18 protein-coding genes are annotated in these 17,725 nt (G+C 64.8%); 12 read left to right on the forward strand and 6 right to left on the reverse strand.

Annotated features, from left to right (window positions below):
• Positions 1 to 15 precede the first annotated feature (15 nt).
• The 9 genes from AB2N08_RS08720 to AB2N08_RS08760 all read left to right on the forward strand — a co-directional run bounded on the left by AB2N08_RS08720 (position 16) and on the right by AB2N08_RS08760 (position 7,135).
• A complete protein-coding gene (locus tag AB2N08_RS08720; RefSeq protein WP_367610245.1) occupies positions 16 to 1,308 on the forward strand; it encodes a flagellar hook-length control protein FliK in 1,293 nt (430 codons plus the stop codon).
• A 271-nt stretch (positions 1,309 to 1,579) separates the two neighbouring features.
• Positions 1,580 to 2,101, forward strand: coding sequence for a flagellar basal body-associated protein FliL (gene fliL / locus AB2N08_RS08725; RefSeq protein ID WP_367610246.1), 522 nt, complete (start codon positions 1,580 to 1,582; stop codon positions 2,099 to 2,101).
• A gap of 12 nt (positions 2,102 to 2,113) precedes the next feature.
• Positions 2,114 to 3,097, forward strand: coding sequence for a flagellar motor switch protein FliM (fliM, locus tag AB2N08_RS08730; protein ID WP_367610247.1), 984 nt, complete (start codon positions 2,114 to 2,116; stop codon positions 3,095 to 3,097).
• A gap of 56 nt (positions 3,098 to 3,153) precedes the next feature.
• Positions 3,154 to 3,591 (forward strand): flagellar motor switch protein FliN, encoded by a 438-nt coding sequence (gene fliN, locus AB2N08_RS08735; RefSeq protein ID WP_367610248.1) that lies wholly within the window; start codon positions 3,154 to 3,156, stop codon positions 3,589 to 3,591.
• Positions 3,588 to 4,274, forward strand: coding sequence for a flagellar biosynthetic protein FliO (gene fliO, locus AB2N08_RS08740; RefSeq protein ID WP_367610249.1), 687 nt, complete (start codon positions 3,588 to 3,590; stop codon positions 4,272 to 4,274). The genes fliN and fliO overlap by 4 nt, the downstream gene beginning before the upstream one ends.
• Positions 4,264 to 5,004 (forward strand): flagellar type III secretion system pore protein FliP, encoded by a 741-nt coding sequence (fliP, locus tag AB2N08_RS08745; RefSeq protein ID WP_367610250.1) that lies wholly within the window; start codon positions 4,264 to 4,266, stop codon positions 5,002 to 5,004. Before fliO ends, fliP begins: the two co-directional genes overlap by 11 nt.
• Positions 5,005 to 5,016: 12 nt before the next feature.
• Positions 5,017 to 5,286, forward strand: a complete 270-nt coding sequence (fliQ, locus tag AB2N08_RS08750; protein ID WP_183555720.1) for a flagellar biosynthesis protein FliQ — start codon at positions 5,017 to 5,019, stop codon at positions 5,284 to 5,286.
• 30 nt (positions 5,287 to 5,316) lie between these two features.
• Positions 5,317 to 6,159 (forward strand): flagellar biosynthetic protein FliR, encoded by an 843-nt coding sequence (gene fliR, locus AB2N08_RS08755; protein ID WP_367610251.1) that lies wholly within the window; start codon positions 5,317 to 5,319, stop codon positions 6,157 to 6,159.
• Positions 6,160 to 6,217: 58 nt separating this feature from the next.
• The gene (locus tag AB2N08_RS08760; protein ID WP_367610252.1) at positions 6,218 to 7,135 is read left to right on the forward strand and encodes an alpha/beta hydrolase; all 918 of its coding nucleotides are present in this window, start codon (positions 6,218 to 6,220) and stop codon (positions 7,133 to 7,135) included.
• Here AB2N08_RS08760 and AB2N08_RS08765 read toward each other — a convergent pair.
• Positions 7,132 to 8,085, reverse strand: a complete 954-nt coding sequence (locus tag AB2N08_RS08765; RefSeq protein ID WP_367610253.1) for a LysR family transcriptional regulator — start codon at positions 8,083 to 8,085, stop codon at positions 7,132 to 7,134. The genes AB2N08_RS08760 and AB2N08_RS08765 overlap by 4 nt on opposite strands.
• 105 nt (positions 8,086 to 8,190) lie before the next feature.
• Here AB2N08_RS08765 and AB2N08_RS08770 point away from each other — a divergent pair, with 105 nt between their 5' ends.
• The 3 genes from AB2N08_RS08770 to AB2N08_RS08780 all read left to right on the forward strand — a co-directional run bounded on the left by AB2N08_RS08770 (position 8,191) and on the right by AB2N08_RS08780 (position 11,639).
• Complete coding sequence (locus AB2N08_RS08770) at positions 8,191 to 8,517, forward strand: nuclear transport factor 2 family protein (RefSeq protein WP_367610254.1); 327 nt, start codon at positions 8,191 to 8,193, stop codon at positions 8,515 to 8,517.
• The gene (locus tag AB2N08_RS08775) at positions 8,514 to 9,293 is read left to right on the forward strand and encodes an SDR family oxidoreductase (RefSeq protein WP_367610255.1); all 780 of its coding nucleotides are present in this window, start codon (positions 8,514 to 8,516) and stop codon (positions 9,291 to 9,293) included. Before AB2N08_RS08770 ends, AB2N08_RS08775 begins: the two co-directional genes overlap by 4 nt.
• A gap of 318 nt (positions 9,294 to 9,611) precedes the next feature.
• Positions 9,612 to 11,639, forward strand: coding sequence for an AsmA family protein (locus tag AB2N08_RS08780; protein WP_367610256.1), 2,028 nt, complete (start codon positions 9,612 to 9,614; stop codon positions 11,637 to 11,639).
• Here the strand turns inward: AB2N08_RS08780 and flgL are convergent.
• The 5 genes from flgL to AB2N08_RS08805 form a co-directional block, all read right to left on the reverse strand.
• Entirely contained in the window at positions 11,626 to 12,849 is a 1,224-nt protein-coding gene (flgL, locus tag AB2N08_RS08785; RefSeq protein ID WP_367610257.1) for a flagellar hook-associated protein FlgL, read from the reverse strand. The two genes, AB2N08_RS08780 and flgL, sit on opposite strands and share 14 nt — an antisense overlap.
• A 17-nt stretch (positions 12,850 to 12,866) precedes the next feature.
• Positions 12,867 to 14,840, reverse strand: a complete 1,974-nt coding sequence (flgK, locus tag AB2N08_RS08790) for a flagellar hook-associated protein FlgK (protein ID WP_367610258.1) — start codon at positions 14,838 to 14,840, stop codon at positions 12,867 to 12,869.
• 97 nt (positions 14,841 to 14,937) lie between these two features.
• Positions 14,938 to 15,915, reverse strand: coding sequence for a flagellar assembly peptidoglycan hydrolase FlgJ (gene flgJ / locus AB2N08_RS08795; RefSeq protein ID WP_367610259.1), 978 nt, complete (start codon positions 15,913 to 15,915; stop codon positions 14,938 to 14,940).
• 15 nt (positions 15,916 to 15,930) lie between these two features.
• Positions 15,931 to 17,043, reverse strand: a complete 1,113-nt coding sequence (locus tag AB2N08_RS08800; protein ID WP_367610260.1) for a flagellar basal body P-ring protein FlgI — start codon at positions 17,041 to 17,043, stop codon at positions 15,931 to 15,933.
• 12 nt (positions 17,044 to 17,055) lie between these two features.
• Positions 17,056 to 17,703 carry a flagellar basal body L-ring protein FlgH gene (locus AB2N08_RS08805; RefSeq protein WP_367610261.1) on the reverse strand — a complete coding sequence of 216 codons (648 nt, stop codon included), beginning with the start codon at positions 17,701 to 17,703 and terminating at the stop codon, positions 17,056 to 17,058.
• Between the last annotated feature and the right edge of the window lie 22 nt (positions 17,704 to 17,725).

Raw genomic sequence — 17,725 nt, forward strand, 5'->3', positions numbered from 1 at the left:
ACATTCGAGCCCAACATGACGATGCAGACCAACACCCTTCCGTTCCAGGTCACCGGCGCCAACGCCACGACGCCGCGCCCGGCCACGCCCGACCGGCTGGCCGACACCGCGCGCAGCGGTGGCACCGGTGCGTTCAGCGCCACCCTGAACCGTGAAATGGCCGCGCGCCAGCCGTTGCAACAGCAGCAGCCGCAAGCGGCGGCGGCGCAGCAATCGAAACCGGCGCAAGGGGCCAAGCCCGCCAATGCCGACAAGCCCGCCAACCGCGAGCCGGTGCGCGAGAACGGCACCCGCGCCACGATCAAGCCGCCGGCCGAAGAGAGCGAAGCCAAGGCGACGCAAGCGGCCAGCAGCGATGGCGCCAAAGCGGCAAGCGATGCCGACGATGCCGACGATGCTGCAGCCGCCGAAGCCGCCGCCGCGGCGGCGACCACGCCGGTAACCGACATGCTCGCCTTCATGGCCAGCCTGACCCAGCCGGCAAGCACCACCGCGAGCACCGACGCCGCCCTGGCAAGCACCGCCACGGAAGGCGATGCGCAACTGACGGCGCTCGAAACGGCGCTCGACAATCTGAAAGCGATGACGGGCGATACAACCGACGACAGCGGCGGCAAGGGCTTGACGCTGGCAAGTGGCGTGCAGCAGACGCCGGCCGAGCTGCGCACCACGCAAGCGACCGACACCGCGCTGCCGCAGGGCGAACAGGACGCCGCGCAATTCCAGGCCCAGCTGCGCGAAACCCAGCAACAGCAATTGCCGGTCGCCGAAGAAGCGCCTGCCCCGTTGGCCGCGCTGCAGGCGCAGGCGGCCAAGCTCGATGCGACCGGCAATCCGGCCGCCGTGCCGGGCCACATTCCGGCGCGGCTGGGCACCCAAGCCTGGGACAACCAGGTCAGCCAGCGTATCGTGTACATGGTCGGCAAGGAACAAGCCGCCACCCTGACGTTGAACCCGCCCGACCTGGGGCCGGTGCAGATTGTGCTGAACGTGAGCAACGACCAGGCCACCGTCGCCTTTTCGTCGGACCAGTTAGAGGTGCGCCAGGCCCTTGAAAACGCCATGCCGCGCCTGCGCGAGATGATGAGTGAAAGCGGCATCGCGCTGAGCAACGCGACGGTCGACGCCAACGTGCCCGATCAGCGCCAGCAGCAGCAAGATAGGGACCGCCGCGCGCAAGGCGGCCAGGGCGGCGCCGGTGGCGTGAACGGCGACGGCCAGGATGCCACGCCAGCCGTGAACGAAGTGGCGCCGCGCACGCGCACCGTGTCGATTGGCGATCGCGGCATGGTCGATTTGTTTGCTTGATGGGTTAGCTTCAGCACGTCGTTCCAGCGGAGGCTGGAACCCAAGTCGTTCGCGCCGCGCTTAGATCGAGCGTAGCTACTGAGCAAGCACACTTGGGTTCCAGCCTCCGCTGGAACGACGGCCTTTGCGCGACCCAGCAACAATCCCCCGGATTACCACCCCTTCCCCCCTCTTTTCGAGGCTTGCCGGGACGCATCTTTCCCCGACAATGCCATAATGACGAACCCTCACCAACCAGCGGTAAAGACACATCTTGAAAGCGAATCCGAAAATGAAAGCTGATCCGAAAGCGGACACCGCGCCAGCCCCTTCCGGCTCCAAGAAAAAGCTGATCATCATGATCCTCGCCGCCGTCCTGGTGCTGGGTGCAGGTGCGGGCGCGGGCTGGTATTTCACGCAGGGCGCAGCCGCCCATGGCGAAGAAGAAGACGCGCCGGCCAAGGAGCACAAGAAAAAGAAAAAGAAAAACCCGGATGCCAAGGCCGAGTACGTGCCGATCGAATCGTTCACCGTGAACCTGCAACCGGAAAACGGCGAACAGTATTTGCAAGTACAGTTCACCCTGCAAGTGGCGGGCGCCGAGCAGGCCACGCTGGTCAAGGACAATATGGCCATCGTGCGCAACCGCATGCTGCTGCTGTTGTCGAGCAAAAAGGCGTCGGAGATCAGCACCGTCGAGGGCAAGCAGCAGCTCGCGACCGAGATCCGGGCGGCAATCACCGAACCCTTCGAGAAAGATGGCGACGAACAGGAAGTGTCCGACGTATTATTCACCTCGTTCATCATCCAGTAAATCCAGACAAACATGGCCGATAATTTCCTCTCCCAGGAAGAAGTCGATGCCCTCTTAAAAGGGGTCAACGGCGATCAGGACGACGTATCAGCGCCTGAAGACACCTCGGGGGTACGCACCTATAACCTGGCAACGCAGGAGCGCATCGTGCGCGGCCGCATGCCGACGCTCGAGATCATCAACGAGCGCTTCGCCAGGTATTTGCGGATCGGCCTGTTCAACTTTCTGCGCCGCAGCGCCGAAGTGTCGGTGGGTTCGGTGCGGGTCTCCAAGTACAGCGAATTCATCCGCAACCTGGTGGTCCCGACCAACCTGAACCTGGTGCACATGAAGCCGCTGCGCGGCACGGCGTTGATGGTGCTCGATCCGGGCCTCGTGTTCCTGCTGGTGGACAATCTGTTCGGCGGCGACGGGCGCTTCCATACCCGCGTCGAGGGCCGCGACTTTACCCAGACCGAACAGCGCATCATCATGCGGATCCTCGATATCGTGTTCGAGGCCTATGCCAAGTCGTGGGAACCGGTGTACCCGATCGAGTTCGAGTACATCCGCTCCGAAATGAACACGCAGTTCGCCAATATCGCCACGCCGAACGAGGTGGTGGTGTCGTGCACCTTCACGGTCGAACTGGGCTCGGTGTCGGGCCAGATCCACTTCTGCATGCCGTATTCGATGATCGAGCCGATCCGCGACGCGCTGACCTCGAGCATCCAGGGCGAAGCGCTCGAAGTCGACAAGCGCTGGGTGCGCCTGATGACGCAGCAGATCCAGGTGGCCGAGGTCGAACTGGTCGCCGTGCTCGGGCATGGCAAGGCCAATTTCGACGAGATCCTCAACATGAAAATCGGCGACGTGATCCCGATCGTGGTGCCCGATATGGTGCAGGCCACGGTCGATGGCGTGCCCGTGATGGACTGCAGCTACGGCGTCTTCAGCGGCCAATATGCGCTGAAGGTCGAGAAGCTGCTCGCCAATAGCGACACATTCAACAAGTAATCGGTATATTGGCGGGGCGCGCCCTGCCGGCTACCCTCGCATCACAGGAGAACACCATGTCCGACAACCAGGAAGACCAGGAACACATCGACGACGATTGGGGCGCAGCCATTGCCGAGCAGGCTGCGGCCGAAGCGGCGGCGCTCGAGCGCCAGCAGACGGCCACCGCGCCGGCGGCGGCCGCAGCCGTGTTCAAGGACTTTTCGAACAAGGGCGCGCGCAACGAAACGCCGAACGATATCGACTTCATCCTCGACATCCCGGTACAACTCACGGTCGAACTGGGCCGCACCAAGATCGCCATCAAGAACCTGCTGCAACTGGCGCAGGGTTCCGTGGTCGAGCTCGACGGCCTGGCCGGCGAGCCGATGGACGTGCTGGTCAACGGCTGCCTGATCGCCCAGGGCGAAGTGGTGGTGGTCAACGACAAGTTCGGCATCCGGCTTACCGACATCATCACGCCGTCCGAGCGGATTCGCAAACTCAATAAATGATTTCACGCCGCGCCGCCGCACAGTTTGTCCGCACGAACGCCGTATCGGTCGTTGCAGCGTTGTTGATGGCGCCGGCGCTCGTGCTGGCACAAAACCCACCGGCAAGCGATACCACCACTGGCCGCCCTGCCGCGCCCGCCGTGCCGGCGCCGTCCACCGTGCCGGCCGTCACTCCGCCACCGGTCGCCGCGCTGCCGGGCGATGCTGCAGTGACTGCCGAACCGCCTGCCACGACGGCGCCTCCCACCACGACCACCGCCCCGGCTCCCGCGCCGGCCATCAAGCCGCTGCGCCCGGCGCCGCAAGTCGCTCTGCCGGCATCGAACGGCCCCGGCGCTGCCGGGCTCCTGCAAACCATTTTCGCGCTGCTGCTCGTGCTGGGCCTGCTCATCGGCCTGGCCTGGCTGCTCAAGCGCTACGGCCCAAAGCCGGGCGGCGGCATGGCCAACCTGCGCGTGGTCGGCGCGCTCAATCTTGGCGGGCGCGAACGCATCATGGTGGTGGAAGTGGGCGACCAGTGGATCGTCGTCGGCGCCGCGCCGGGGCGCGTGAATGCCCTGCACACGATGCCGCGCCAGGACCTCGACCTCGGCTCGGGTACCAGCGCCGCTCCTGGCGGCATGCCCGCCACACGCTTTGCCGACTGGCTCAAGCACACGATGGACAAACGCAATGCGTCATAAACACCTCTGGCTGGCCGCGGGCCTGGCCCTGCTCCCGCTGATTGCCTTGGCCCAGCCCGGCATTCCGGCTTTCCAGAGCACCCCGGCGGCAAATGGCGGCACGGCGTATTCGCTGCCGGTGCAAACGCTCCTGCTGCTCACCTCCCTGACCTTTTTACCGGCTGCGCTGCTGATGATGACGAGCTTTACGCGCATCATCATCGTGCTCTCGCTGCTGCGCCAGGCGCTGGGCACCCAGACCGCGCCGCCGAACCAGGTGATGGTGGGGCTGGCCTTGTTTTTGACCTTCTTCGTGATGGGGCCGACCTTCGACCGCATCTACAGCGAAGCCTATCTGCCGCTGCAGAACAACCAGATCCAGATGACCGAGGCCATGAACCGGGGCGCCGTGCCGCTCAAGGAATTCATGATCAAGCAGACGCGCGAATCCGACCTGGCGCTGTTCGTCAAGATCTCGCGCTCGCCGGCGCTGCAGGGCCCCGAAGACATTCCACTGCGCATCCTGATTCCGGCCTTCGTCACCAGTGAACTCAAGACCGCGTTCCAGATCGGCTTCGCCATCTTCATCCCGTTCTTGATCATCGACATGGTGGTCGCGTCGGTGCTGATGGCGATGGGCATGATGATGATGTCGCCGGCCGTCATCGCGCTGCCGTTCAAGCTGATGCTGTTCGTGCTCGTCGACGGCTGGCAACTTCTGCTGGGCTCGCTGTCCCAGAGTTTCTACTAGAGGGCGCGCACCATGACCCCCGAGAGCGTGATGACGATGGGCCGCACGGCCATGGAAGTGACCCTGATGGTCTCGGCCCCGCTGCTGCTGGTGGCGCTGATCGTCGGCCTGATCATCAGTATTTTCCAGGCCGCGACGCAGATCAACGAGGCCACGCTGTCGTTCATCCCGAAACTGGTCGGCGTGTTCGTCACCCTGGTGGTGGCCGGTCCGTGGATGCTGTCGGTGATGCTGGACTATATGCGCCAGGTGTTCACGGGTATTCCCGGCCTGATCGGATAAGGCCCGCGTGCGCACGCCCGGAGGCGCCCCATGCTGACGCTGACCGCGGCCGAGATGAATGCCTGGATCGCCGGCCTGTTGTGGCCGCTGTCACGCATTCTCGGCCTGATCGCCTCGGCCCCGCTGTTCGGCAATGCCGGCGTGCCGGTACGGGCCAAGCTCACGCTCGGCATCCTGCTCGCGATCGTCATCGCCCCGCTCGTGCCGGCCGTGCCGGCGGCCGACCCCACCTCGTGGGCAGGCCTGCTCATCCTGGTCAAGGAAATGATCATCGGCCTGTCGATGGGCTTTGCCATGCGCATCGTGTTCGCGGCGATCGAATACGCGGGCGAAGTGTCGAGCCAGACGATGGGCCTGGGCTTTGCCATGTTCTTCGATCCGTCCACGCGCGGGCGCTCGTCGGCCATCAGCCAGTTCATGGCGCTGGTGGCGACGATGGCGTTCCTGGCCGTGAACGGGCACCTGATTTTGCTCGAAGCGCTGGCCGAAAGCTTCATCACCATGCCCATCACCGACACCCCGTTTTCGTCGAACACCGCGCTGGAACTGGCGCGCTGGGGCGGGCGCATCTTTTCGGCCGGCCTGCAGATCGCCATGCCGATCATCGCCGCGCTCTTGATCACGCAGGTTGCCCTGGGCATCCTGACGCGCGCCGCGCCGCAGCTGAACATCTTCGGTATCGGCTTTCCGATCACGCTCGGCGTGGGCTTTTTAACGCTGAGCCTGGTCTTGCCCTACCTTGGTACGCCGATCGTCAACCTGTTCAACCAGGGCATCGAAGTCAGCCGCTCGCTGCCGCGCGCCAGCAATCCGCAGCCGGGCCCTGCGGGTGCGCAGCCGGCGGGCACGCCGGTGGCGCCGGCGCCGGGATAACATCCGGCATCACGCGTGCTGCGCTACAATGAGAATCATTCTCATTTTAATCAAGCGCATGACGACTGCCGTTCCCACTTCCCTCCCCCGCCGCCGCATCCTCGGCGCGGCCGCAGCCCTGACCGCCCTGGGCGCCCCGCTGGCCCGCGCCGCCGATGGCTGGCAGCCGGCCATGCTGCAGCAAGCCAGGCAGCTCGACATCGCCTCGCCCATTACCGGGCAGACTTACCGCATCTTCATCAGCATCCCGGCCAGCGCGCCCCTGCCGGGCGGGCACCCGGTCGTGTACGCGCTCGACGGCAACGCGAGCTTCGCGACCCTGGCACTGCTGGCGCGCACCACCATCCGGCGCAACCCGGACACGGGGATGGCGCCGCCCGTGGTGGTCGGCATCGGCTACCCGGGCGAACACGATTACGCACTGGCGCGCGGGCGCGACTACACGCCGCCGGCGGGCAAGGATGGCCCCGCCAAGGAAGGCGGCGCCGACCTGTTTCTGGATTTTATCGAAAAAGAACTAAAACCATTGATCGCAAAACTGGCGCCAATCGACCCGGCGCGCCAGGCGCTGTACGGCCATTCGTACGGCGGGCTGTGCACGCTGCACGCGCTGTTCACACGCCCGGCCATGTTCCAGACTTACCTGGCCGCCAGTCCATCGATCTGGTACCACAAACGCCTGGTGCTGGGTGGCATGGACGGCTTCAGCCGGCGTGTCGCCGCCCAGCCCGCAAAACCGTCGCTGATGCTGTCCGTGGGCGAACTGGAACAGCCAGCGGCAGCCAGCGGGCCGCTCGAAGGCCGCCAGGCCATCGCCGCCGCGCGCCGCATGGTGGATGAAGCGCGCGAACTGGGCGAGCGCCTGCAACAGGCCAACACCTTGTCGCGCGTGCAGTTCCACCTGCTGGCCCACGAAAACCACATGTCGGCGAGCTTCCCCGCGATGGCGCGTGGACTCGAGTTTTTCCTGGCCTAGTTCATGTCGCCCGCCGATCTGCCGTCCCGCCAGCGGGCGCATTTGACATCCAGCGCGCCCTCGTCGGCCACCAGCGCCACCTGCTCGATCAAGGCACGCATCTTGGGCTGGTTCTGAGTACGTATCGGGAAATACAGGAATAGCCCGGAAGTATCGGGAACGAACTGCGTGAGCACTCGCACCAACCGGCCACGGCGCACGTCCTCGTCGATTTCAAGGTCGGGCAGCCAGGCAATCCCCAGCCCCTGGCGCGCCCACTCGGCGAGCAGTTGGGTGTCGTTCGCCGTGAGCATGGCGGCAATGTCGAGCAGGATTTCGCCCTCCGGGCCCGTCAGTGTCCACGGCGGCAATCGGCCGGACGTGGCGAAGCGATAGCGCAGCGTCCGGTGCTGCAGCAGCTGTTGCGGGGTTTCAGGGATGCCGTGCTGCGCAAAGTAGCCCGGCGCCGCGACGATCGACCATGACAGCGGGCGACTCAGGCGGATCGCAATCATGTCCTGCGCGATCGCCTGCCCCAGCCGGATGCCGGCGTCGAAACCGGCCGTCACCAGGTCGACCAGGCCATCGTCGAGCGAGATGTCGATGCTGATATCGGGGTAGGCGGCGCGCATGCGTGGTATCAGTACCCGCGCCAGCAGGAACCCGAAGCTGCGCGGCGCGGTGAGTTTGATGTGGCCGGTTGGGCGACTCTGGAAGCGCGCCAGTTCCGCGAATGCTTCTTCGATCTGGCCAACGGCGGGCTCGAGCGCCGCCAGCAGCGCGCCCCCGGCGTCCGTGAGCGCAACGCTGCGCGTGGTTCGCACAAACAATTGAACCCCATGCTTCTTCTCGAGCGCGCGCACGCCCTTGCTGACTGCGGTGGGGGTGATGTCCAGGCGCCGGGCGGCTTGCGTGAAACTGCGTTCGTTCGCCACGGCCAGGAACAGCCGAATCAGGTCGAGGGAACTCATGCGAACAGATTGTGAACGGTTGGTTCAAAGAGCATGTTCTATCCAGTAGTTTTTCTACATGATGTCAGAACCTAGAATCGACTGCATCAACTACCGGAGATCGACATGAACGAATTACCCCAAGCCATCGCAGACTATATCGCGGCCGCCAACGCCCAGGCGCCGGAGCGCCTGGCCACCTGCTTCACGCCGGACGCCATCGTCCATGACGAAGGCCACGAACACCGGGGCCGCGGCCGGATCGCGGCATGGGTCCGCGACACCGGCATGCGCTACGATGCCACGATCGAGCCGGGCGTGCTTGACGAGATAAGCGGCGGCCACCGGTTGCAAGCCACCGTGCGCGGCAACTTTCCGGGTAGCCCGATCGCCCTGCACTTTCATTTCATACTGGAAGCAGGGGCAATTGCGTCGCTGGAGATCAAGCCATGAACGCCTGTTCATTCCAAGGCAAGCATGCGCTCGTGACCGGCGGCACCAAGGGCATGGGCGAGGCCATCGTGCACAGGCTGGCGCGCGATGGCGCAACCGTGATCGCGACGGCGCGCAACCGGCCCGAGGCGCCGCTGGCCGGCGTGCGCTACGTCGAAGCCGACGTGGGGACGGCCGAAGGCGCGGCGCATGTGGCCGAGACCGTCCTGCGCGAATTCGGGCATCTCGATTTTTTGGTCAACAACGTCGGCGGCTCTTCGGCGCCGGGCGGTGGCGCCCTCGCCCTGACCGACGCCATGTGGGACGACGCGCTGCAGGCCAACCTGATGTCGGCTGTGCGGATCGATCGCGCTTTCCTGCGCGGCATGCTGGAGCGGCGCAGCGGGGCCATCATCCATATCACCTCGATCCAGCGGCGCCTGCCGCTGTTCGAGTCGACGGTTGCCTACGCCGCAGCCAAGGCGGCCCTTGCCAACTACAGCAAGTCGCTGGCCAACGAATTCGGGCCGCACGGCATCCGGATCAACACCATCGCGCCCGGTTTCATCGAGACCGGCGCCGCGCAGGCGCTCGTGCAGCGAATGGCGGCGCATCGCGGGGGCAGCGAGGACGAGGCGCGGCAGCAACTGATGGCGTCCCTTGGTGGTATCCCGATCGGTCGCCCGGGCAAGCCGGAAGAAGTCGCCGAGCTGGCTGCGTTCCTCCTCTCCCCGCTGGCGGCCTCGGTGCACGGCGCCGAGTTCGTGATCGACGGCGGGACCATCCCGACTGTCTAGGGAAGCGCTGATTTATTCATGAGCGCGGACTTGGCTGCAAAAATAGGCGTCCTGCGGCGTTGCAAAATCTTTCAATAGCTAGCTATTGCTGCGATTTCGCGCCTTGCAGGCCACCTTTTTTGCTGGCCAATCCCAACCCTCAGAATAAATCAGCGCTTCCCTCGGCAGTCCGGCGGCGTTGTGACCGCCTTGACAACAAATTGTCGTCTAATGCGAATCAGGCAACGGACGGGAGGGATAAGGTCGGGTTAGTCTCAGGATCCCGGGGCATGGCAGCGTCGCCGCCAATTTGCCGTCCCACTCAGGGCTACTACGACAATGACACTATCCAGACCACTCAAAATCGCCGGTTGGATCCTGCTGGGCTTGACGCTTGCAGTGATCCTGTTCCTCATGTTGTTCGACTGGAACATGCTGCGGCCGTACATCAACCGCAAGGTGTCCGAGACCACCGGGCGCGAATTTGCCATCCGCGGCGATCTGGACGTGACGTTCCAGCGTGAGCGCAACAGCGAGACTGGCTGGCGCCGCTACGTGCCGCATCCGCGCATCACGGCCGATAACGTCTACATGAGCAACCCCACCTGGAGCACGGTCGGCATGCAGATGGCCGCTGCCGAGCGGGTCGAGGCCGGCGTGCGCATCCTGCCGCTCTTGACCAAGGATGTGATCATCACCGACCTGCGCCTGGTGAATCCGGACATCGCCGTCCAGCGCCGCGCCGACGGCAGCAATTCGTGGACCTTCAAGGACAACGGTCCATCGGTCTGGAAGGTCGATCTCCAGCGCCTGGCCTTTGATCGCGCCAAGGTGCGCTATGTCGACGAGCCGATCAGCCTGGATTTGCGCGCCACCGCCGATTCGATCAAGGGCGGCGAAACGGCCTCGACGACGGCGGGCGTGCCGCCGTACGGCCTGGCGTTCACCCTGGCCGGCACCTACAACAAGGCAAAAATCACCGGCGGCGGCAAGGCCGGCGCGGTGCTCTCGCTCACCGGTGACAACACGAGTTTTCCGATCGAAGCCGAAGCGGCTGCCGGCGAGAACAAGCTCGGCCTGCGCGGCGTGATCCGCGATCCGCGCTCGCTGTCGGGCTTTGCCCTGCAGATGCAACTGGCCGGCGCCAGCATGGCCGACCTCTACGAATTGACCGGTGTGCTGTTGCCGGAAACGCCACCCTACGCAACCAAGGGCAATTTGCTGGGCAAGAAGGATGGCGACTTCTGGACCTTCACCTACAAGGATTTCACCGGCAAGGTTGGCGCCAGCGATATCGCGGGCACCCTGGCCTACGCGCAGCGCAAGCCGCGGCCGCTGCTGACCGGCGCGCTGACGTCGCAGCAATTGCGCCTGGCCGACCTGGGCCCGACCGTGGGCGCCGATACCGGCGCCGGCACCAAAGAGGCAGGCAAGGTCAAGGCGCCGGCGCCGGGCAAGGCCTTGCCCGTTGACCAGTTCAACACGGCCAAATGGGGCGCACTCGACGCCGAGGTCAAGTTCACCGGCAAGCAGATCCTGCGCACCGCCGACATTCCGCTGCGCGACGTCGAGACCACGATCCGCATGAAGGACAAGGTGCTCACGCTCACCCCGCTGAGCTTTGCGCTGGCGGGCGGACGCATCACGTCGAATATCCGGCTCGATGGCCGCGAGAAGGTGCTCGATGCCTCGGCCCGGCTGGCGGCGCGCGGCGTGAAGATCCGCGAGCTGTTCCCCAAGCTGCAATCGATGCAGGCAACGTTCGGTGAAATCAACGGCGATGGCGCGCTCGTCGGCAAGGGCAATACCGTGGCCGCCATGCTCGGCACGTCGCAAGGCGAAATCAATGCCGTGGTCACCGAGGGCACGGTCAGCCAGTTCGTCCTCGAACTGGCCGGGCTGAACGTGGCCAATGCCGTCTACGCCAAGATTTTCGGCGACAAGCAGACGACGCTCAACTGCGTGGCGGCAACGACCACCGTGCGCAATGGCCGTGCGAACATCGATCGCTTCGTGCTCGACAGTGAAGATGCGGTGGTGAACGCGACCGGCTACGTGGACCTCGCCACCGAGCGGCTCGATGTCGACGTGCGGCCGAAAACCAAGGGCGCGCGCATCCTGTCGCTGCGCACGCCGCTGTATGCGCGCGGCACGTTCAAGGATCCGAAGGTAGGCCCGCATGTGGGGCCGCTGGCGCTCAAGGCCGGCGCGGCCGTGGCGCTGGCAGCGATCAATCCGCTGGCCGCCCTGCTGCCGTTGATTAACGTCGACAAGGCGCCCGATACGAATTGCGGCGCCGAGATCAGCGCCGCAAAACAACCGCCCAAGGTGAACGGGAAGGTAGCGCCGAAGATTAAAGGTAGTTGAACAGCGACAGGCCCGACATCGTCTTGAACGACATCTGCGCCGCCTGCAGCGTGAGTTGCTGCTGCGAGAAGTCGGAGATCGCCTTGACCTCGTCCAGGCCCACCAGCTCGTCGAGCGTGGCGGCGTACTGGATGTCGAGGTCGTCGCCGGTGCTGTCGAGGTAGTCAAGCTCCTTCATGTGCGCGCCCACCGAGGCTTGCACCGTCAGCACATTGTCGTGTGCGTTCTTGAGGTTGTCGATCGCCGTGTTCAGGCCGTTGGTCAGGGCGGCCTTGCCGGCCGAGCCGTCGCCCGGCAGGCGCAGCGTGGCGATCAGGTCGGTCACGGTGGCAAACACCGATTGCTTCTGGCTCGGCTCGACGCTGAAGGTGTCGCCATTGGCCGGCGCACCCTTGATATCGAAGGCCATGCCGCCGAACGTGATCTGCTTGCCTTCTTCATACGCGTTGCCGCCGCTGACCAGGGCTTTGGGATCGCTGCTCGTGTTGTAGACCGAATACGTGGTCACGGGCGGCGTGTCGGTGCTCACCGCAAACTCGATGCCGTACTTGGTGCTGTTGAATGCCTGGCGGTCCACGACCGAGCCGGACGAGATCAGCGCCGCGCCCTTGTTGCCGTCGCCGGCCTGGGTCTGGAAGGTGCCGTTACCGGTCGGGATCGCTTCAAAGATGGCGCTGCCCGATGCCGACAGCGGCAACTTGCGCGAATCGCTCACCTGCAACTGGCGCACGCCCTGATCGCCCTGATAGGCCGCGCCCGTCGGGGTGCTGGTAAACGGCTGCGTCGTGGTCATGTAACCCGAGAACAGATAGCCGCCCGAACCATCGGCGGTATTGGCGATGCCCAGCAGGTCGGCCAGGCGGCCTTCGAGTTCGGTGGCCAGCTTTTCGCGGTCGCTCGGCAGCATCGTGGCATTACCGCCGGAGACCGCCAGCGTCTGGATGTCCTGCAGCAGGTCGCCCGTGTTCTGCAGCGTCGATTCGACCTGCGCCAGCGACGACTTCGCGCTGTTGCGGTTGGTGGCGAACTGGGCATTGATGTCTTGCGACTGGCTCACTTCGAGCGCGCGCGCCGAGGCGACCGGATCGTCGGCGGCGGTGAGCAGCCGGCGGTCGGTCGAGAGCTGCATCTGCGTGCGCGCGAGCGCGCTTTGCAGCGTGTTGAGCTGGTTGGTCGAGGTGGCATACAGGTTCGCGGTACTGATACGCATAATATTCTTTCGCTACGTTAGCGGCTGATCGACAGCAGCGTGTCGAAAATGGTGCCGGCGATCTGCATCACCTTGCTTGAAGCCTGGTAAGCCTGCTGGTACTTGATGAGGTTAGCGGCTTCTTCATCGAGATTCACGCCCGACACATCGGCCTGGGCGCCGGTGGCCTGCGCCAGCAAGGCGTTGCCGGCCTGCGCATTGACCTGCACTTCGCGCGTCTTGTTGCCGACTTCGCTGACCATCTGCGCGTACGCCGACGTCAGCGTCGCCGTGCCGTTGTTGAAGATGTTCTTGGTCTGCAGTTCGCCCAGCGCGGCGATGTTGCGGGTGTCGCCCACGCCGCTGTTGTTCGCCGCGATCGTGAACTTGTCGCCATTGCCCGGCTTGCCGGTCATGGTGACGCTCACGCCATTGAAGCTGTAGGTCGAGCCGTTTTCGAACTTGACGTTGGCGGCGGCGACATCGCTCGACTCGCCCTTGCTGTTGACCACGGTGACCGTGCTGCCGGCCGGGAAGCCGGTCAGGTTGCCGCTGGTTTCGTCAAAAGCGAGCGTCACCGGCAGCGTCGGCGGGCTGCTCAAGAAGTCCTTCGACACCTTGCCTTCGCTGATCTTGGCGGTGCCGGTATTGGTCAGCGGCATGCTGGTGGCGATCGGGGCCGCGGCGGCGATCTGCGAGACATCGTTGGCCAGCACCTTGAAGTCGGCCGCGCCATTGATGGTCGGGCGCACCAGGAAGGTATCCTTGTTGCGCGCGTTGCCCGAGAAATTGAACTCGACGCCATCGATCTCGAACTTGGCGGTGCCATCTGCGCCCGGCGTGACCGTGCCGACGTCGGCATTGTCCGACTGGCGCACGACCTTGTAGCTGGTGCCGTTGAACGTGACTTCGTAGTCGCTGTCCATCAGCTTGCTTGGGTCGGTCACCTGCGCGGTCAGTTCAGCGGCCGGATTGGCGTCGGTGCCCTTGGCGTTGTTGATGCTGGCGCCGACAAAGGCCGGGGCCACATTGAAGAATGCCTGGCCCTTGTTGCCGTTCTGGTCGAGGCCCAGCTGGTGCTGCTGGTTGAATTCGAAGGCCATGCCGATGGCGATCTTGCCAAGCGCGCTCTGCGCCGTATCGAGCGTCTCGGTGCGAAACTCGAGCACACCGCCCAGCTTGCCGCCGGACAGCGCGCCATCGGGCAGCACCGCCACCTTCGAGCCCACCTGGTAGCCCACTTCCATGCGGGTCAGGTCGGTCGGCGAAGCCAGCGCCGCCAGCTGGAACGAATCGTTGCCCACCACCAGCGGCTGGCCATTGCCGATCGAAATTGTCAGGCTGCTGTTGTCGCCCGGCGTGACGGTGGCTTTCACATATTTGTTCAGCTCGAGCACCACCTGGTCGCGCTGGTCGAGCAGGTCATTCGGCGGACGCGTCGCCGACGAGGCGAAGTTGGCGATCTGCTCGTTGAGCTTGGCGATTTGCGTACCGTAGGTGTTGATTGCGGTGACGCTCGCTTCGATCTCGCCATTCACGCCGGCGCGGATTTCGCCCAGGCGCGAATCGAGGTCTTGCAGGCGCGTGGCCAGCGTTTCGGCGCCCGACAGCATCGCCTGGCGCGACGGCACCGACGCGCGGTTGGCCGCCATGTCCTGCACGCCCTTGAAGAAACCCTGCATCGCCGGCGACAGGCCCGACGTGGTGTCGGCCAGCAGGTTGTCGATCTGCTTGATCTGCGAATAATACGACTCCAGGCCGCTGGTGCTGGCCTGCGCGCTGCGCACCTGCGTGTTCAGGAAGTTGTCGCTGTAGCGCTTGATCTGCGAAATCTGCGTGCCGGTACCGAGGAAGCCGACACCGGTATCAAGCGCGGCCGATGTGGCCTGCACCACGGTCTGGCGCGAGAAACCCGCCACGTTCGCGTTGGCGATGTTGTGGCCGGTCGTGGCCAGGGCTGCCTGTGCTGCATACAACCCTGTCTTACCGATGGCGAGGAGGTTACCGGACATAATTTTTTTCTCTCTTTGACAGTACAGTCAACGGCAGCTTTTCAGAAAACTTGACGGTTGGCTGTCATAACAATTTCTTCGGTCGGGCGCGTGTGCGTTACGCCAGCGAGTTCTTGATCAGGCGGGTCAGCTTGGCCGCGTAGTTCGGGTCGGTGGCGTAACCGGCACGCTGCAGGCCGTGGGCAAAGGTCGCGGCGTCGCTGCTGCCGATGACTTTTTCGTAACGCGGATTCTTCGCGATCAGGTTCGCGTAGTCGCGGAACGAATCGGCCGGGCTGTCGTAGGCGCGGAATTTCTCGACCTTGGTCTGCGGCTTGCCGTTCACGTATTCGGTGGTCACGGCGGTGGCGACCTTGCCCTTCCAGCCCGGGCCGGCCTTGATGCCGAACAGGTTGTTGCTGTTGCTGCCATCGGCGTTCTTGATCATGCGTTTGCCCCAGCCGGTTTCGAGCGCGGCCTGGCCCAGCATGAACTTGGCCGGCACGCCGGTGGTCTGCTCGGCCGCGTGGGCGTGCTCGTGCAGTTTTTCCTGAAACGCGCGCACATGCGGCGCCTGGACCCGACCCGTCTCGGTGGTGGCGGCCAGCGGTGGCGCCTTGGTGTTACCTGCTGCTGCGCTGGCTGCCGCGCCCGTCCCCAGTGCTGCGCCGTTGCCGTACATGGCCGCCGCGCTGCTCAGCGATGGCGTGAGGCGACCGGCGCCGGCGGCAGCGCCCGCTTCGCTGCTCATGCCATCGGCGCCGATGGCCAGCGCCTGCTGGCCCATCTGGTTCGCACTCAGCTGGCGCACCAGCGCGTCGGCCAGGCCGACGCCGCGCTTGGCCAGGTTCTGGCTCGTCTGCTGGTCGAGCATCGTGGTAAAGGTCTTGGTCTGCTGGTTGTCCAGCATGCCTTCCTGCGGGGTGGCGTCGCGCATGCTCTTCATCATCATGTTGATGAACATCGCCTCGAACTGGGTCGCCGCTTCTTTCATGGCGGCCGGGCCACCGGCTTTCGCGCTGTTCTTCAGCCCGTTGAGGCTGTTGGTGTCGAGCGCGAGCTTGCTGGTCTGGTCAAGGTTGGGCGAGGCGATCATGGCGGGACTCTCGGTTTAGATGATTTCGAGTTCGGCGCGCAGCGATCCGGCGGCCTTGAGCGCTTGCAGGATGGCCAGCAAGTCTTGCGGGGTGGTGCCGATCGAGTTCATCGCCTTGACCACTTCGGCCAGCGACGCCCCGCCCTTCACGTTGATCATCTGGCCTGGTTCCTTCTTGATCTCGACCGACTGGTTCTGCGTGACGACGGTCTGGCCGCCGGACAGCGGATTCGGCTGGCTCACCTGCGTATCCGAACCGATGGTGATCGACAGATTGCCGTGCGAGATCGCACAGTTGTCGAGCATCACGGCGCGGTTCATCACGACCGACCCGGTGCGGGCGTTCATGATCACCTTGGCCGAGGCCAGCGGCTGCTTCACATCGATCTGTTCCAGCATGCCCAGGAAGGCCACGCGCTGGTCGCTCGACGACGGGGTGCGCACGCGCACCACGCGCCCGTCCATGGCGGTGGCGATGCCAGGGCCGAACTGGTCGTTGACAGCCTCGACCACGCGCGCGGCGGTGGCGAAATCGGTCTCTTTCAGTTCCAGGCGAATCTGGTTGTTTTCGCCCAGGTTCGATGCCACTGCGCGCTCGACCGTGGCGCCGGCCGAGATGCGGCCCACTGCCAAGTGATTGACCTGCACTTGCGCGCCGCCGCCCTGCGCCTGCACGCCCACGCCGCCGACCACCAGGTTGCCCTGGGCCATGGCGTACACCTGGCCATCGGCGCCATGCAGCGGCGCCATCAACAGCGTGCCGCCGCGCAGGCTTTTCGCGTTACCGATCGACGACACCGTGATATCGAGCGTCTGGCCCGGCTGGGCAAACGCCGGCAGTGAGGTCGTGACCATCACGGCCGCCACGTTCTTCAGCTGCAGCTGGGTGCCGGGCGGCAGGTTCACGCCCTTCTGTTGCAGCATCGCGCGGATCGACTGCACGGTGAATGGCGTCTGGCTGGTCTGGTCGCCGGTGCCGTCCAGGCCCACGACGATACCGTAGCCCGACAGCTGATTCTGACGCACGCCGGCGATGGTGGCCAGGTCCTTCAGGCGCTCGGCCTGGGCCAGCGGGGCGATGCCGCCAAAGGCGGCAGCCAGCAAGACGACGGAAGCAAATTTACGCATGGTGGTGATCTCTTAGAACGGCAGCATCGACAGGAAGAAGCGCGACAGCATCGACGTCACTTCGGCGCGATCGAGGCGGCTATTGGTGCGGTATTCGACGCGCGCATCGGCGACCACCGCCGAGGACACGGTATTGCCGGCCTGGATGGTGTCGGGGCTGACCATGCCTGAGAAGCGGATGAACTCGGTGCCCTTGTTCATCGCGACCTGCTTTTCGCCGGCCACGATCAGGTTGCCATTCGGCAGCACTTCGGTGACGGTCACGCCGATGGTGCCGGTGAAGTTGTTCGATGCGCTCTGGTTGTCGCCGTCGGCAAACTTGGTGCCGGATTCAACCGCCACGCCGGCGCCGATCACGCCTGCCAACAGGCCCGGCGTGGTGAAGCTGGCGCTGCCGGTCTTGTTGCCCGAGCTCGCGCCGGCCTTGGTGGCCGTGGTGCGCTCGGCGATATTGATGGTCAACAGGTCGCCGATATGACGGGCGCGGCGGTCTTCGAACATCGGACGATAGCTGTTGACGTTGAAGATCGCGCCATCGGTGGCTGGCGCGCCATCGACGAGCATCGGCCGTGCACTGGTCGGACCCTGCACGATGGTGGTGGGAGCGGTGGCGCAACCGGCAAGCAGTACCAGCGCAGCGAACGAAGTCAGGATTTTCATGGTGTCTGAAAGAAGAGTCGAA

The sequence above is a fragment of the Massilia aurea genome (assembly GCF_040790145.1).
GTDB classification, from domain to species: Bacteria; Pseudomonadota; Gammaproteobacteria; order Burkholderiales; family Burkholderiaceae_D; genus Telluria; species Telluria aurea_C.